The following is a 15,937-nucleotide window of genomic DNA, read 5'->3' on the forward strand; positions in this document are numbered from 1 at the left end:
TCTTTCGAATCGGTCACTCACTCAAAATACTGACAGATAATTTCTTACCTATATTTCTTCGTGAGCGTTTAAAAATATTTAAAGTTTCCAGACCCAAAGGTCTGTCGCACTTCATTAAACGCCCACACTTATCGACTGTTAATTTTTAAAGAACCTTACCTGCTTCGCACCGCACCGAAGTGCTGCTTGCGTCGCTGACAAATCGTTTTGTTTGTCAGCAGCAGAGAAACGAGATTATGTAGTGTTTTTTAATTTGCGTCAACTACTTTTTTAACGCTTCACTAAAAATTTTTACTACCAACTTCTCACTTCCTGAAACCTTTTTTACTGCCTTTTCCCCACCTCCGGCGCGCTGCGTCTTGCTGTTTGCTGCGTCGCTCTGCAGCGGGGAGGCGAACTATAGCAAAGCTTTTCCCATCCGTGCAATACTTTTTGAAAAATTATTTAAACTTTTTAATCCACCTCCCCGCAAACCCGCTCCAGCTCTGGATTTGCAACCGTAAATAATTTTTAAAACAAAAGCATGAAGCCCATCCCTCACGGGATGGGCTTCATTTTCAAGCAGATACAGGCAGCAAATTATTGATTCTTGAAACTCGGCGCCCGCTTTTCCAGGAACGCCGCCATGCCTTCCGTCTGATCTTCCATGGCGAAGCAGCTGTAGAACAATGCGCGCTCATATCTGATGCCTTCGGTCAGCGTCGTTTCGTAGGCGCGGTTCACCGAATCCTTGACCATCGCCGCCACCGGCTGCGACATCTCGGTGATGACGATGGCTGCGGCCAATGCCTCGTCCATCAGTTTGTCGGCCGGGACCACGCGCGACACCAGGCCGGCGCGCTCGGCTTCCTGTGCGTCCATCATGCGCCCGGTCAGGCACAGGTCCATGGCCTTGGCCTTGGATACCGCCCGCGGCAGGCGCTGGGTGCCGCCGGCGCCGGGTACGATGCCGAGCTTGATTTCAGGTTGGCCGAACTTGGCATTGTCGGCGGCGATGATGAAGTCGCACATCATCGCCAGCTCACAGCCGCCCCCCAGCGCGTAACCGGCTACTGCGGCGATCACCGGCTTGCGCACGCGGCGGATGGTTTCCCAGTTGCGCGTGATGAATTCGCCCTTGAGCACGTCCATGTAGTTGTAGCGCGCCATCACCGAGATGTCGGCGCCGGCCGCAAACGCCTTTTCGCTGCCGGTGACGATGATGCAGCCGATGTTGTCATCGGCGTCAAAAGCCAGCAAGGCGTCGCCGAGGTCGATCATCAGCGCGTCGTTCAACGCGTTCAGGGCCTTCGGCCGGTTCAGGCGGATCACCGTAACCTTGCCAATGGTCTCGGTCAGAATGTTTTCGTAGCTCATCTGGTCTCCTCTATATAGGGGTAGCGCGATAGTTGAATGTACCTGCCGCGTCGATTGTAACGCCAATGAATTTGCGCCATGTCAAAGCCCCCCAGGAATTTGTCCCGGCCGCAAAGGTCAGAGCCTATACTGGGGTATCCCTTCACAACAACAGAGGAGGATCATATGTTCAAGACCATTCTTGTCCCGACGGACGGATCGGAACGCTCCGACAAGGCAATCGCCAACGCCATCGACTACGCCCAGCATTGCAAATCCAAGATCATCGGCATTTCCGTGGCCGAGCCCTACCCGTTCTCGCCGCTGGCGGAAAGCTCCATGGCGATCGATCCAGGCATCTACGAAGAAAACGTCCGCACCCTCGCAGAACAGCATGTGAAAAAGATCGCCGACGCCGCCCGGGCTGCCGGCGTGGAATGCGAAACCACGACCATACTGTCGTTCGCGCCGGACGAAGAAATCGTCAACGCCGCCAAGAAGTACGCCTGCGACGTCATCTTCATGGCCTCCCACGGGCGCAGCGGACTCAGCAGACTATTTCTCGGCAGCAAAACGCAGAAGGTGCTGGCGCACTCCACCATTCCCGTCCTGGTATTGCGCTGACCACCGCCCTAACCGCCACAGACAACAAAAAACCCGGCTTGCTCTATATAGGCAAGCCGGGTTTTCTTTTGCAATGCCCTGATGCAGGCGACGAAACTCAGGAATTCGGCAAGAGCACCCACATCATGCCGCGCTGTTTCATGCCGCCGGCCTTTTCGCCGGCTTCATTGCCGAAACCCCAGAAGTAGTCGGCCCGCACCGCACCGCGAATGGCGCCGCCGGTATCCTGCGCCAGCACCAGCCGCTGCAGGACCGCGTCGCTATTGGGCTGCGTCGTCGCCAGAAACACCGGCGCACCGAGAGGAATATGCTGCGGATCAACCGCGATAGAACGCTGACCGGTCAATGGCAAACCCATAGCGCCTTTCGGCCCCTTGGACGGATCCGTGATTTTCTCTTCCTTGAAGAAGATATAGCTTGGATTGACGTTCAACAGCTCGTTCTGGCGCGATGGATTGGCGATCACCCAGGCCTTGATGCCCTGCGCGGATGCCTGCGACAGGGTCATTTCCCCCTTGTCGACCAGATAACGGCCGATCGACTTGTAGGGATAGCCGTTCTGATCGGCATAGGCCAGGCGCACGGTTTCCTGCGTATCGGTGAGCTGAACCCGGCCCGATCCCTGCACCTGCAGGAAGAAAGCCTCCACCGGATCATCCACCCAGACCAACTCCTTGCCCGCCAGCGCGCCCGATTGCAACAACTCGGCGCGCGAGGAATACGGCACCACCTTGTTGCCGACTACGCGCCCGCGCAGGCGCATGTTCTTGAGCTCCGGGTACAGGCTGACCAGGTCGATCGTCAGCAAATCGTCGGGGGCTCTATATAGAGGGGTCTGATACGGCCCGCCGCGCTTGCGCGAACCGCGCAGCAAGGGCTCGTAGTAGCCGGTCACCAGCCCGGTGTCGCTGCCGTCCGGATTGAATACCTTGTAGGGCGTGAAGCCGGATTCGAAGAACGCGCGAATCGCACCCTCGTCATCGGCATTGACCTGGCGCGCCGTGGTGCAGGCGTTTTTCCATTCATTGCGGCGGATCAGCGTCTGGCATGAGGTCAGGAAAGCCGGCCAGGCGTCGCGCAAGCTATCCCGGTCCCAGCCCGGCATGGCGGCGAAGCTGCTTTTTTGCATTCCCTGGGCCTGGCCCTCGGGCTGAGCCGGCGTGGTCGGCTTGGACGGCGTCACGGGCGGCGTCGGCCTGGCCGGCGGCAACGGCGTGGTCGTACAAGCGGCAAGGGAGACGGCGACGATGACGGCTAATGCGGGTAAACTGCGGCGGATGCTCGTTTGAATAAGTGACATTGAGGAAACATGAAATGTGGTGGTTAATACTCGAAGCCGGCGCAGCCTTCTTTATTTTTGTATTCATTGTCTGGTGGACCATGTTTTCCGGACGCAAGCCGGACCAATCCGTTCAGACAAAAAAATCCGCCGATAAAAAAGACGACAGCCAGGCTTGAGCCCTGGTGCAAGACGCTTAATGCAGCGTACGCGGCAGCGACAGGATGAACTCCGGGATCTTCACGTCGAATTGCTCGCCGTCTTCGGCGACGCAAAAATACTCTCCATGCATCGAACCCTGCGGCGTCTGCAATGACGTGCCGCTGGTGTATTCGAACTGTTCCCCCGGTTGCAGGAACGGCTGATGGCCGACGACGCCCAGACCACGCACCTCTTCGGTGTGGTTGTTGGCGTCGGTGATGACCCAGTGGCGCGAAATCAGCTGGGCCGGCACCTGTCCCGAGTTGACGATGGTGATCGCATAGGCGAATACATAATGCGAACGCGTCGGATCGGACTGTTCCTCCAGATATTGCGTCTTGACCGTCACCGTTAACTCATACGTCGCCATGCGGATTTCCTCGATTTTGTAAAAAGCCTGGCCCATTCCACACGAAATCAACCTCAAGTGCAAGGCTTGCAACAAAACCGTACGCGGCGAACGGGTAAAATAGCGCATCTTCAATCGCTCTACAGCCCTCCATAAGCCATATCGCCATGCCTAACTACCGTATCGCCCCCAGCATCCTGTCCGCCGACTTCGCCCGCCTGGGCGAGGAAGTCCGCAATGTCGTCGCTGCCGGCGCCGACATCATCCACTTCGACGTGATGGACAACCATTATGTTCCCAACCTGACCATCGGACCTTTGGTTTGCGAAGCCATCCGCCCGCATGTGCAGGTGCCGATCGACGTCCATCTGATGGTCAAGCCGGTCGATCGCATCATTCCCGACTTCGCCAAGGCCGGCGCCAACATCATCACTTTCCATCCGGAAGGCTCCGAGCACATCGACCGTTCGCTGCAGCTGATCCGCGACAACGGTTGCAAAGCCGGCCTGGTGTTCAATCCCGGCACGCCGCTGCACTTTCTCGATCACGTCATGGACAAGATCGACATCGTCCTGATCATGTCCGTCAACCCGGGCTTCGGCGGCCAGTCCTTCATTCCTGAAGCGCTCAAGAAGATCGCCGCTGTGCGCCGCCGCATCGACGAATCCGGCCGCGACATCATGCTGGAAGTCGACGGCGGCATCAAAATCGAAAATATCGCAGCGGCCGCCAAGGCCGGCGCCGACACCTTCGTGGCCGGCTCCGCCATCTTCGGCAAGCCGGACTACAAGGCCGTCATCGACGCCATGCGCGGCGAACTGGCCAAGTAAAGCAATCCCGGAAAGATCCCATGCTCGACAACATCAAAGCGGCCATCATCGACCTCGACGGCACCATGCTCGACACCGCGCCGGATTTCCACGTCGCGGTCAATCGCATGCGCGCCGACCTGGGCCTGGGGCCGCTGGCGATGCAAACCATCGTCAATTTTGTCGGCAAGGGATCGGAAAACCTGATGCGCCGCGTGCTGGCCGTCGATTACGACGAAGATGGCGTGGAACAGCGCTTCGAGGAAGCCCTGGCGTCCTATCAGGAGCATTACCTCGCGATCAACGGCGATTACGCCACGCTCTATCCGAACGTGATCGAAGGCCTGCAGGCGCTCAAGGCCAAGGGCCTGCGCCTGGCCTGCGTGACCAACAAGCCGATCGCCTTTGCCCTGCCGCTGATGGACAAGAAGGGCCTGTATCCGTATTTCGACGTGATTTACGGCGGCGATTCCCTGCCGAAAAAGAAGCCGGATCCCCTGCCCTTGCTGCAGGTCTGCGCAGATTTTTCCCTGCAACCGTCGCAGGTGGTCGCCATCGGCGATTCGTCCAACGACGCGCAAGCCGCGCGGGCTGCGGGTTGCCGGGTTCTGAACGTGCCCTACGGCTACAATCACGGCGAACCTATACACAACGTCGATTCCGATGGTATAGTTCCAACGCTGCTGGATGCAGCGCACCAAATTTCGTAGTGAAAAAGCTTTCTTACTGAACACATACGACAAATGTTTCTCAACAAAAAACTCAACGCCAACAAATCAGCCGCCCCTGAGGCTTGGCTGTGGCGACGCTGGCAATCCTGGGCTAACTAAGCCTCGTCAGCTGCTGGCCGCTCCCGTTTTTCTTCCCCGCGTACCAGCAAGTTTTTTGCAACACCACCCTGTTTAAACACATCGCTATCGTCGGCACGCGCTTGCCGGGACGCTTCAAGTCGTCCTGCACCCTGCAACCCGTCTACAATAGCGGTCCTGGAGAGAAACGATGACCGAACTCGAATTCAAATCGCTGGCCTCGCAAGGCTACAACCGCATTCCGCTGATCGCCGAAGCCTTCGCCGATCTGGAAACCCCGCTGACCTTGTACCTCAAACTGGCGCAAACCCAGAATGCCGGCAAGAACACCTTCCTGCTGGAATCGGTAGTCGGCGGCGAGCGTTTCGGCCGCTATTCCTTCATTGGTCTACCTGCCACCACCAAGCTGCGCAGCTTCGGCAACAAGATCGAAGTCCTGAAACACGACAAGGTCATCGAATCGCTCGAGGGCAACGCGCTCGAGTTCATCGCGGAATTCCAGTCCCGCTACAAAGTCGCGATCCGCCCCGGCATGCCGCGCTTCTGCGGCGGCCTGGCCGGCTACTTCGGCTATGACGCCGTGCGCTACATCGAGAAGCGCCTGGCCGACAGCGCGCCGAAAGACGACCTCGGCCTGCCCGACATTCAGTTACTCGTGACAGAAGAACTGGCCGTCATCGACAATCTCTCCGGCAAGCTCTACCTGATCGTCTACACCGACCCGTCGCAGCCGGAAGCCTTCAGCAAAGGCCGCCAACGCCTCAAGGACTTGCGCGCCATGCTGCGCCGCGGCGCCGATGCACCGGTCACCAGCGGTTCGGTGCGCACCGAGACCATACGAGAATTCCCCAAGGACGAATACCTGAAGGCCGTCGCCAAGGCCAAGGAATACGTCATGGCCGGCGACCTGATGCAAGTGCAGATCGGCCAGCGCCTGAAGAAATCCTACGTCGACTCGCCGCTGATGCTGTATCGCGCATTGCGTTCGCTGAACCCGTCGCCGTACATGTACTTCTACAACTTCGGCGACATGCAGATCGTCGGCGCCTCGCCGGAAATCCTGGTGCGCAACGAAACCATCGGCCAGACCTCAGACGGCCAAGCGCAAAAGAAAATCACCATCCGTCCGCTGGCAGGCACCCGCCCTCGCGGATCGACCCCGGAACGCGACGCCCAGCTGGCGACCGAACTGCTGGCCGATCCCAAGGAAATCGCCGAACACGTCATGCTGATCGACCTGGCGCGCAACGACATCGGCCGCATCGCCACCACCGGCAGCGTCAAGGTCACCGACCAGATGGTCATCGAAAAATATTCCCACGTGCAGCACATCGTCTCCAACGTCGAAGGCCTGCTCAAACCCGGTCTGTCGAATCTGGACGTATTGAAAGCCACCTTCCCCGCCGGCACGCTGTCGGGTGCGCCGAAAGTGCGCGCCATGGAAATCATCGACGAACTCGAGCCGACCAAGCGCGGCATCTACGGCGGCGCCTGCGGCTACCTGTCGTTCGGCGGCGAAATGGATGTCGCGATCGCGATCCGCACCGGCGTCATCAAGGACGGCACGCTGTACGTGCAGGCCGCGGCCGGCATCGTCGCCGACTCGGTGCCGGAAATGGAATGGGAAGAAACCGAAAACAAGGCGCGCGCCGTTCTGCGCGCTGCCGAACAAGTGCAAGACGGACTGGATGGAGAAATCTAAATGCTGCTGATGATCGACAACTACGATTCCTTCACCTACAACATCGTCCAGTATTTCGGCGAGCTCGGTGAAGAAGTGCTGACCATCCGCAACGATGAGATCACGCTGGCCGAAATCGAAAAACTGAATCCCGAACGCATCTGCCTGTCGCCCGGTCCATGCAGTCCGAAAGAAGCCGGCATCTGCATCGACCTGCTCAAGCATTTCTCGGGCAAGCTGCCGATTCTCGGCGTCTGCCTCGGCCACCAGGCCATCGGCGAAGCCTTCGGCGGCAAGGTAGTACGCGCCAAGCAAGTCATGCACGGCAAGACATCGAAGATCGCCCACACCGGCGTCGGCGTGTTCAAGGACATCCCCAGCCCCTACACCGTGATCCGCTATCACTCGCTGGCCATCGAGCGCGCTTCGCTGCCCGACTGCCTCGAAGTCACCGCCTGGACCGACGATGGTGAAATCATGGGCGTGCGCCACAAGGAATTTGATTTGCAGGGCGTGCAATTCCACCCGGAATCGATCCTTTCCGAACACGGCCACGCCTTGCTCAAGAACTTCCTGACCGGCACGGCCCGCTCTTGAACGCCGCCGTCCCGTTGACATCATCCGAGAACATCATGTCCATCACGCCACAAGAAGCCTTACTGCGCTGCATCGAGCACCGCGAAATTTTCCACGACGAAATGCTGACGCTGTTCCGCCAGATCATGAGCGGCGAGATGTCGCCCGTCATGATCGCCGCGCTCACCATGGGCCTGCGCGTCAAGAAGGAAAGCATCGGCGAAATCGCCGCCGCCGCGCAAGTCATGCGCGAGTTCGCCACCAAAGTGCCGATGGCCGACACCACCAACCTGCTCGACATCGTCGGCACCGGCGGCGACGGCGCGCACACCTTCAACATTTCCACCGCGTCGATGTTCGTCGCCGCCGCCGCCGGTGCACGCGTCGCCAAGCACGGCGGACGCAGCGTGTCCTCGTCGTCGGGCAGCGCCGATGTGCTCGAAGCATTGGGCGCCGACATCAACCTGCAGCCGGAACAGGTCGCGCAATCGATCGCCCAGACCGGGATCGGCTTCATGTTCGCGCCCAATCACCACGCCGCCATGAAGCACGCGGCGCCGGTGCGCAAGGAACTGGGCGTGCGCACCATTTTCAACATCCTCGGCCCGCTGACCAACCCGGCCGGTGCGCCGAACATCCTGATGGGCGTATTCCATCCGGATCTGGTCGGCATCCAGGTGCGCGTGCTGCAACGTCTCGGCGCGCAACATGCGATCGTGGTCTGGGGCCGCGACAATCTCGATGAAGTCACGCTGGGCGGCGCCACCATGATCGGCGAGCTGGTCAACGGTGAAATCCGCGAATACGAAATCCATCCGGAAGACTTCGGCATGAGCATGTTCGCCAGCCGCAACCTGCAAGTCGCCAACGCCAACGAATCGAAGGAAAAAATCTTCGAAGCGCTCAAGGGCGTGCCGGGTCCGGTACACGACATCGTCGCCATCAACGCAGGCACGGCGCTGTATGCGGCCGGCATCGCGACGTCGATCGAAGAAGGCCTGAACAAGGCGCGCGCGACCATTGCCTCCGGCGCGGCGTTGGCCAAGGTCGACCAGTTCGTCAATGCGACCAAGCAACTGGGCGGCAAGAATTAATTTTCGACGTTGATATTTGCAAGAAATCTTTTCACTGACGGAAAGGCGCACACATGATTCCCCTGAACGATTTGCTGATCTTCGCGCTGGCCGCTTTGGTGCTGGTGCTGACTCCCGGCCCCAACATGATGTATTGCGTGTCGCGCTCGATCTGCCAGGGGCGTACAGCGGGGATGATTTCGCTGCTGGGCGTGGCGGCCGGTTTCGTGGTCCACATGCTGGCCGCGACCTTCGGCCTGACGGCCTTGTTCCTGGCGGTGCCGCTGGCTTATGACCTGATCAAGTATCTGGGCGCGGCCTATCTGCTGTGGATGGCGTGGAATGCAATCAAGCCGGGCGGCGCGTCGCCGTTCCAGACCCAGGACCTGCCGCATGACAGCAATGCGACCCTGTTCCGCATGGGCTTCCTGACCAACCTGCTCAACCCCAAGGCGGCGATGTTCTACATGTCTTTCCTGCCGCAGTTCATCCACGCCGAACACGGCCACGTCATGCTGCAAAGCCTGACACTGGGCGTGACGCAGATCGCCGTCAGCTTCACCGTCAACGGCCTCCTGATCCTGACGGCCAGCGCGATTGCCGGCTTCTTCTCCAGCAATCCGGGCTGGATGCGGGTGCAGCGTTATGTCATGGGACTGACGCTGGGCGCATTGGCGTTCCGGCTGGCGCTGGATCAGCGCAAGTAACATCAATATGCAATCAAGGAATTTTCATGTCTGACATCCTCAACAAGATCCTCGACGTCAAAGCCGAAGAAGTCAAAGCGGCCAAGAAGCACCGCGACCTGGCCAGCCTGCGTCGCGACGTCGAATCCGACACCGAAGCGCGCGCACAATTGCGCGGCTTCGAAGCAAGCCTGCGCGGCAAGATCGCTGCCGGCAATGCCGGCATCATCGCCGAAGTAAAAAAAGCCTCGCCGTCGAAAGGCGTGATCCGTCCCGATTTCAAGCCCGCCGAGATCGCCGTCAGCTACGCCGCGCACGGCGCAGCCTGCCTGTCGGTGCTGACCGACGTGCAATTCTTCCAGGGTGCACCGGACTACCTCAAGCAGGCGCGCGCCGCCTGCACGCTGCCGGTGCTGCGCAAGGATTTCATGATGGACCTGTACCAGGTCTATGAAGCGCGCTCGTGGGGCGCCGACGCCATCCTGCTGATCGTCGCGGCACTCGACCACGGCCTGATGGCCGAACTCGAAGCCTGTGCCCATGAGCTCGGCATGGGCGTGCTGGTGGAAGTGCACGACGGCGTCGAACTCGACGCCGCGCTGAAACTGAAGACCGCGCTGCTGGGCATCAACAACCGCAACCTGCGCACCTTCGAGACCACGCTGGACACGACGCTCAATCTGCTGCCGCGCATTCCGTCCGACAAACTGGTCATCACCGAATCGGCCATCGCCACGCCGGACGACGTCAAGCGCATGCGGGACGCCAAGGTCAATGCCTTCCTGGTCGGCGAAGCCTTCATGCGCGCGCCGGAACCTGGTGTCGAGCTGGCGCGCTTGTTTGCCTGAGCTTCTTAGAATTTGCCCGATTGTCGCGCCATTAAAAAAGCGGAGCCCGAAAGCTCCGCTTTTTTTACGTCTGCCGCTTTGCCATGTGATCAGGCAGAGAAGCCGCCGTCGATCGTCAGGCTGGCGCCAGTGATGTAACCAGCCTCAGGGCCTGCCAGATACGCCACGAAGCTGGCGATTTCTTCAGCCTTGCCATAACGCGGCAACGCCATCAGGCCTTTCAATGCGTCAGCGAAATCGCTGTCAGCCGGATTCATGTCGGTGTCGACCGGACCTGGCTGCACATTGTTGACGGTGATGCCGCGTGGACCGAGGTCGCGCGCCAGGCCCTTGGTCAGGCCGACGATGGCCGACTTGCTCATGGCGTACACGGCGCCGCCGGCGAACGGCATGCGGTCGGCGTTGGTGCTGCCGATAGTGATGACGCGACCGCCTTCACGCATGAAGCGCACTGCTTCCTGGGTAGCGACGAATACGCTGCGCACGTTCACGTCGAGGGTACGGTCCAGGTCTTCCAGCTTGAATTCTTCCACCGGGCCCATCGCCAACACGCCGGCGTTGTTGACCAGGATGTCGAGGCGCCCGAAGGTTTCGGCAGCGATGCGGATCGCTTGTTGCAATGCTGCGCTGTCCGAGCTGTCAGCCTGAATGGCCAGTGCGCGGCCGCCCTTGGCTTCGAGTTCGCTGACCAGCGCTTGTGCCTTGTCCGGCGAGCTGACATAGGTGAAGGCAACGATGGCGCCTTCCTGCACCAGGCGCTTGACGATGGCGGCGCCGATGCCGCGGGAACCGCCTTGCACGAAGGCAACTTTGTTGGACAGGTTCAGATTGGTGTTGGTGTTTGCAGTCATGATATTGCTCCTTGTTTGGGTAAGAAAGAATGAACGTATGGCCTGCGGTTTCGGTGGGTTGATCTCGAATTCCGTTTGGCTTGGAATGAAGTATGGGGTAGCGATTATGTTTAAACTAGATGGCAATCACTATCTTCTTTTTAAACATTATGTTTAAAATAGACCCATGGAATCCCTGACCAGCATTGAGTGTTTTGTCATTTCTGCCGAAGCCGGCAGTTTCTCCGCAGCCGCACGACGGCTAGGCCTGAGTTCCGCCGCCGTCGGAAAGAATGTCGCCCGCCTTGAATCGAATCTTGGCGTACGGCTGTTCCAGCGCAGCACGCGCAGCCTGAGCCTGACCGAGGCCGGAGAGCGGTTTCTGCGGGAAGTCAGCGGCGGCCTGTCCAGCATCCAGAGCGCGGTCGCCAACCTGGCCAGCGCAGACGGCCAGCCGGCCGGCGTACTGAAGGTCAGCATGGGAACGGGATTCGGGCGCGAATACATCGTGCCGCTGCTGGGAGGATTTCTGGAACGCTATCCGGCGATCTCGCCGGACTGGCATTTCGACAATCGCCCCGTGGACCTGATTACGGAAGGCTTCGACGCCGCCATCGGCGGCAGCATCGAACTGCCACCCGGCATCGTTGCGCGCGAGCTGGCGCCGGCGCATCGGGTGCTGCTGGCTTCTCCCGCGTATCTGGCACAACGCCCGCCCATCCGCACGCCCGACGATCTGGAACAGCACGACGGCATCCTGATCCGTTCACCGCAAACCGGCCGCGTCCGCGCCTGGACCTTGCGCAATCGCGACGGCGCGCAGTCGGTGATCAATCTGAAGGTGAAAATGACAATGAGCGATCCGAATGCAGCGTGTGAAGCTGCGCAGATGGGATTGGGCATCACGCTGACGGCAATGCCCCATGCGGTGGTGTACATGAAGAGCGGAGCGCTGGTGCGGGTGCTGCCGGACTGGCATGTCGACGGCGGCATGTTGGCGCTCTACTTCGCCGCAGCGCGATTGCTGCCGGCCAAGACGCGCGTGTTCGTCGACTATGTGGTGGAGCACTTCCGCAGCGAGCAACTGGCGCAGCGGTTTTCAGCACTCTGAAGGATCAGCGGCTTTTCGCTGCGCCGCGTACGCCGCCGCCGAGATTATCGCCGGCGTCTTTCGCCAGGCTGCGATAGCCGAGCGCCGAACACAGCGTCAACACACCCGCCATGGCGAACGCCCAATGGAAATCGGTGACGGAGAAATGCGCCTCGCCGCCTGCCGCGGTCACCACGTCGGCACCGCCGTTGAAATACGACGCCACGCGCAAAGCCAAGGCGCCGAACGCGATGCCCATGCCGATCGTCATCTGCTGCGCCACGCTCCACAAGGTGGAAGCGGCGCTCTTCTGCGCTTCGCTGACATCGGCATACGCCAACGTGGCCAGTGTGGTGAACTGCATCGAGCGCGACAGACCGTAGATGAAGATCGTCATCAGCACCACCGGCAGCGGCGTCGTTGCGGTGAGCAGACCGCAGGCCAGCACGAATACACCGGCAAGCACCGCATTGTTCAGCGCTACGCGACGAAAGCCGAAACGCTGCAGCACGCGCGTGGTGAACATCTTCATCCCCAGGTTGCCGAGTGCACTGGCCAGCAGCAGCAAGCCGGAATGGAATGCCGACAAGCCGAAGCCGATCTGGAACAACAGCGGCAACAGATACGGCACCGCCTCGATGCCGATGCGAGTAAACGAGCCGGCGACGACGGTCACGTTAAATGTCGGCACCTTGAGCGTTGAATAATCAAGCAGAGGATGTTCGCGGCGCATGCCATGCCGATACGAAAACACGCCAAGCACGATCCCGCCGGCGATGAACAGCACTGCCACCAGCAAATTGGTTTCGGTGTGGCTGGCCAGTTCGGTGCCATACAGGAGTGAAGTCAAGGCCGCGCCGCTGAGGAAGAAGCCGGCCATGTCGAGCGGCTTGCGCTGGTTGCCGCGCTCGTTGGGAACGATGCTGAGCACCGCGATCAATGCCGCGATGCCGAACGGCACGTTGATCAGGAAGATCCAGTGCCAGGAAAAATAAGTGGTGATGAAACCGCCCAGCGACGGCCCCACGACCGGCGCCACGATGGCCGGCCAGGTGATCGTCGAGATCGCCTTCATCAGCTTGTCCTTGCTGGTGTTGCGCACCACGATCAGGCGCCCGACCGGCACCATCAGCGCCCCGCCCATGCCTTGCAAAATGCGGGCGGCGGTAAATTCAAAGACGTTGCCGGAAATCCCGCACAGCACCGACGCCAGCGTGAAGATCACGATCGCCGAAGCAAACACCGTTCGCGATCCGATGCGATCGGCGATCCAGCCGCTGATCGGGATGAACACCGCCAGCGTCAGCATGTAGGCCGTCATGCCCAGACTCAGCTCGTTCGGCCCCACCTTAAACGCCTGCGCCATCTGCGGCAAGGCCGTCGCAATGATGGTGGTGTCGAGGTATTCCATGAAGAACGTCGCCGCCACGATGAACGGCAACCAATGTGCGCGCGATGGAGTCTGTGCGGCTGTCATTTCCGTTGCGTCCCTGTTTTTGTTCTTGTCGTGCCTTAGTACCGCAAGAAGTGCAGCAGCACCTGCACCACGATGATCCCGCCGATCAGACCGCCGCCGAAATACACGATCACCCCCAGCAGCAGATTGGTGCGGCGCTGTTCAGCGACCAGCTTCCTGAGCAAGTCGGCGTTCTGGTCATGCTTGCCGCCTTCAGTCGCCATCGTCAGCGCCTGATGCGCCAGGCGCGGCAACTGCGGCAATAGACGGCTGTAGCGCGGCACTTCGACTTTGAGCTGCTGGATGAAACCGCGCCAGCCGATCTGCTCGTTCATCCACCGTTCCAGATACGGTTTCGCGGTTTTCCACAAATCGAGTTCGGGATCAAGCTGGCGGCCGAGGCCTTCGACGTTGAGCAGTGTCTTTTGCAACAGCACCAGCTGCGGCTGTACTTCGACATTGAACCGGCGCGAGGTCTGGAACAGGCGCAACAGCACCTGGCCGAACGAGATGTCTTTCAGCGGCCGGTCGAAAATCGGTTCGCAGCAGGCCCGCACCGCCGCTTCGAGTTCGTCGACGCGCGTGTCTTTCGGCGCCCAGCCGGATTCGATATGCGCTTCAGCAACGCGCTTGTAATCGCGCTGGAAGAACGCCAGGAAATTCTGCGACAGGTAATCCTTGTCGAAGTCGGTCAGCGTGCCGACGATGCCGAAATCGAGTGCGATGTAGCGGCCGAAGGTGGCCGGGGCGGTCGACACCAGGATATTCCCCGGATGCATGTCGGCATGGAAGAAGCCGTCGCGGAACACCTGCGTGAAAAAGATCTCGACGCCGTCGCGCGACAGCTTGCTCAGGTCCACACCTTCCGCCTGCAGGCGCTCGGTCTGGCCGATCGGGATGCCGTGCATGCGCTCCATCACGATCACCGACGAGGAGCAATAATCCCAGTACATCTCGGGCACCATCAGCAGATCGGAGTTGGCGAAGTTGCGGCGCAGCTGACTGGCGTTGGCGGCCTCACGCATCAGATCGAGTTCGTCATGCAGGTATTTGTCGAACTCGCCGACGACTTCCTTGGCCTTGAGCCGGCGACCGTCGGCCCACAGGCGCTCGACCCAGTCGGCGGCGATGTGCATCAGGCCGATATCGTGGTCGATGGTGCTGCGCATGCCCGGTCGCAAGACCTTGACGGCGACTTCGGTGCCGTCTTTCAGCGTGGCGAAGTGGACCTGCGCGATGGAAGCGGATGCGATCGGGGTGCGGTCGAAGCTGGCGAACAAGACATCCGGATGCGCGCCCAGCGACTTCTCGATCTGCGCAATCGCCAGGTCGGAATCGAACGGCGGCACGCGGTCCTGCAGGCGTGTCAGCTCATCGGCGATATCCAGCGGCAGCAGGTCGCGCCGCGTCGACAGCACCTGGCCGAACTTGACGAAGATCGGACCGAGGTCTTCCAGCGCACGGCGCAGGCGTTCGCCGCGCGGGGTCGAAATGTCGCGCCAGAAAAAAATGCCGTTGAGCAGGCGCGTGATGCGAGGCGTGTCGAAACCGGAGATGGCGATTTCATCGAGGCCGTAGCGTATTGCCACGCGCACGATCTTGAACAGACGCAAGGAACGCAAAAACATCAGCGACGCTCCAGCTTCTCTATCCGCTTGGACAGGCGTTCGAGATCGTCGCGCAGCTTGACGACCTCGCTGGAAAATTCACTCATGACGTGCGGGCGGATCAGCATCGGTTGTTCTTCCAGGAAGTATTCGGCGACATTTTCGGCGAGTTGTTTTTGCGTGGTCTGCGCCGCAGCGGCAATCGACTTGGCGCCGGACACGATGCGCGTGGCGGCGATATCGCCGACCACCTTGCCGAGGTCTTCTTCCGCATCCCAGCGCAGCGACTGGCTCAGCTGGGAAATCGCATTGGCGAAATCGGCGTCCCCCTCGATCCTGACGTAGGACACGGCGCGCTCGCGGTTGGCCAGGATCAGTGGCAAATCGGACAACTTCAGGTGGATGGTCACGGCGGGCACGGCGTTGTCGTCGGCATTCTTGAGGAAGCCGTCGCCGGTGACCGTGAGCATCAGTTGCACCACGCCGGCGTCGATGCACGCGGTCTTGTCGCGGTGTGCAATGAGCTTGGCCTGCGCCCACGGCTCTTGCGCGAGCAAATGGTTGATGACGGCGGTAGCTGGACGCAAGAGAGAAGAGAGCATGGGAGTTCGCGGCATCAAAAAAGAAAACCGCCCGAGGGATGTCGGGCGGTTTCAAGTTTAACAGTTCTTGGCGCTGCTCAGT

The 15,937-nt window shown here is 60.2% G+C and carries 16 protein-coding genes; 9 read left to right on the forward strand and 7 right to left on the reverse strand.

Annotated features, from left to right (window positions below; all coding sequences use genetic code 11):
* Positions 1–579: 579 nt before the first annotated feature.
* A complete protein-coding gene (locus ACIROY_RS17415) occupies positions 580–1,356 on the reverse strand; it encodes an enoyl-CoA hydratase (protein ID WP_402342753.1) in 777 nt (258 codons plus the stop codon).
* 165 nt (positions 1,357–1,521) lie between these two features.
* Here ACIROY_RS17415 and ACIROY_RS17420 point away from each other — a divergent pair, with 165 nt between their 5' ends.
* The gene (locus ACIROY_RS17420) at positions 1,522–1,959 is read left to right on the forward strand and encodes a universal stress protein (protein WP_402274997.1); all 438 of its coding nucleotides are present in this window, start codon (positions 1,522–1,524) and stop codon (positions 1,957–1,959) included.
* 97 nt (positions 1,960–2,056) lie between these two features.
* Here ACIROY_RS17420 and ACIROY_RS17425 read toward each other — a convergent pair whose 3' ends face one another.
* Complete coding sequence (locus ACIROY_RS17425; RefSeq protein WP_402342756.1) at positions 2,057–3,259, reverse strand: murein transglycosylase A; 1,203 nt, start codon at positions 3,257–3,259, stop codon at positions 2,057–2,059.
* Between the two features lie 175 nt (positions 3,260–3,434).
* A complete protein-coding gene (gene apaG, locus ACIROY_RS17430; protein ID WP_402342759.1) occupies positions 3,435–3,809 on the reverse strand; it encodes a Co2+/Mg2+ efflux protein ApaG in 375 nt (124 codons plus the stop codon).
* A 146-nt stretch (positions 3,810–3,955) separates the two neighbouring features.
* On the opposite strand from apaG, the gene rpe reads away from it, so the two are divergent.
* The 7 genes from rpe (at position 3,956) to trpC (ending at position 10,270) form a co-directional block, all read left to right on the forward strand.
* Complete coding sequence (gene rpe, locus ACIROY_RS17435; RefSeq protein WP_402342762.1) at positions 3,956–4,618, forward strand: ribulose-phosphate 3-epimerase; 663 nt, start codon at positions 3,956–3,958, stop codon at positions 4,616–4,618.
* A gap of 20 nt (positions 4,619–4,638) precedes the next feature.
* The gene (locus ACIROY_RS17440) at positions 4,639–5,307 is read left to right on the forward strand and encodes a phosphoglycolate phosphatase (protein WP_116436396.1); all 669 of its coding nucleotides are present in this window, start codon (positions 4,639–4,641) and stop codon (positions 5,305–5,307) included.
* Between the two features lie 289 nt (positions 5,308–5,596).
* Positions 5,597–7,108, forward strand: coding sequence for an anthranilate synthase component I (trpE, locus tag ACIROY_RS17445; RefSeq protein ID WP_402275002.1), 1,512 nt, complete (start codon positions 5,597–5,599; stop codon positions 7,106–7,108).
* Entirely contained in the window at positions 7,109–7,684 is a 576-nt protein-coding gene (locus ACIROY_RS17450; RefSeq protein ID WP_116436398.1) for an aminodeoxychorismate/anthranilate synthase component II, read from the forward strand.
* Positions 7,685–7,719: 35 nt separating this feature from the next.
* Positions 7,720–8,757 carry an anthranilate phosphoribosyltransferase gene (trpD, locus tag ACIROY_RS17455; RefSeq protein ID WP_402275005.1) on the forward strand — a complete coding sequence of 346 codons (1,038 nt, stop codon included), beginning with the start codon at positions 7,720–7,722 and terminating at the stop codon, positions 8,755–8,757.
* Between the two features lie 53 nt (positions 8,758–8,810).
* Positions 8,811–9,443, forward strand: coding sequence for a LysE family translocator (locus ACIROY_RS17460; protein ID WP_402275007.1), 633 nt, complete (start codon positions 8,811–8,813; stop codon positions 9,441–9,443).
* A gap of 26 nt (positions 9,444–9,469) precedes the next feature.
* The gene (gene trpC / locus ACIROY_RS17465) at positions 9,470–10,270 is read left to right on the forward strand and encodes an indole-3-glycerol phosphate synthase TrpC (RefSeq protein WP_402342765.1); all 801 of its coding nucleotides are present in this window, start codon (positions 9,470–9,472) and stop codon (positions 10,268–10,270) included.
* A gap of 89 nt (positions 10,271–10,359) precedes the next feature.
* On the opposite strand, the gene ACIROY_RS17470 is transcribed toward trpC, so the two are convergent.
* A complete protein-coding gene (locus ACIROY_RS17470; RefSeq protein ID WP_402342768.1) occupies positions 10,360–11,121 on the reverse strand; it encodes a 3-oxoacyl-ACP reductase family protein in 762 nt (253 codons plus the stop codon).
* 166 nt (positions 11,122–11,287) lie between these two features.
* On the opposite strand from ACIROY_RS17470, the gene ACIROY_RS17475 reads away from it, so the two are divergent.
* Positions 11,288–12,211 (forward strand): LysR family transcriptional regulator, encoded by a 924-nt coding sequence (locus tag ACIROY_RS17475; protein WP_402342771.1) that lies wholly within the window; start codon positions 11,288–11,290, stop codon positions 12,209–12,211.
* 4 nt (positions 12,212–12,215) lie between these two features.
* Here ACIROY_RS17475 and ACIROY_RS17480 read toward each other — a convergent pair whose 3' ends face one another.
* Genes ACIROY_RS17480 through ACIROY_RS17490 form a run of 3 tightly spaced genes read right to left on the reverse strand, consistent with a single transcriptional unit; the run spans position 12,216 to position 15,855 of the window.
* Positions 12,216–13,667 (reverse strand): DHA2 family efflux MFS transporter permease subunit, encoded by a 1,452-nt coding sequence (locus tag ACIROY_RS17480; protein ID WP_402342774.1) that lies wholly within the window; start codon positions 13,665–13,667, stop codon positions 12,216–12,218.
* A 35-nt stretch (positions 13,668–13,702) separates the two neighbouring features.
* Complete coding sequence (ubiB, locus tag ACIROY_RS17485) at positions 13,703–15,274, reverse strand: ubiquinone biosynthesis regulatory protein kinase UbiB (RefSeq protein ID WP_116436404.1); 1,572 nt, start codon at positions 15,272–15,274, stop codon at positions 13,703–13,705.
* The gene (locus tag ACIROY_RS17490) at positions 15,274–15,855 is read right to left on the reverse strand and encodes an SCP2 domain-containing protein (protein WP_402342777.1); all 582 of its coding nucleotides are present in this window, start codon (positions 15,853–15,855) and stop codon (positions 15,274–15,276) included. Before ACIROY_RS17490 ends, ubiB begins: the two co-directional genes overlap by 1 nt.
* Positions 15,856–15,937: the final 82 nt, after the last annotated feature.

The sequence above is a fragment of the Herbaspirillum sp. NPDC101396 genome, from assembly GCF_044767365.1.
Lineage (GTDB): Bacteria > Pseudomonadota > Gammaproteobacteria > Burkholderiales > Burkholderiaceae_D > Herbaspirillum.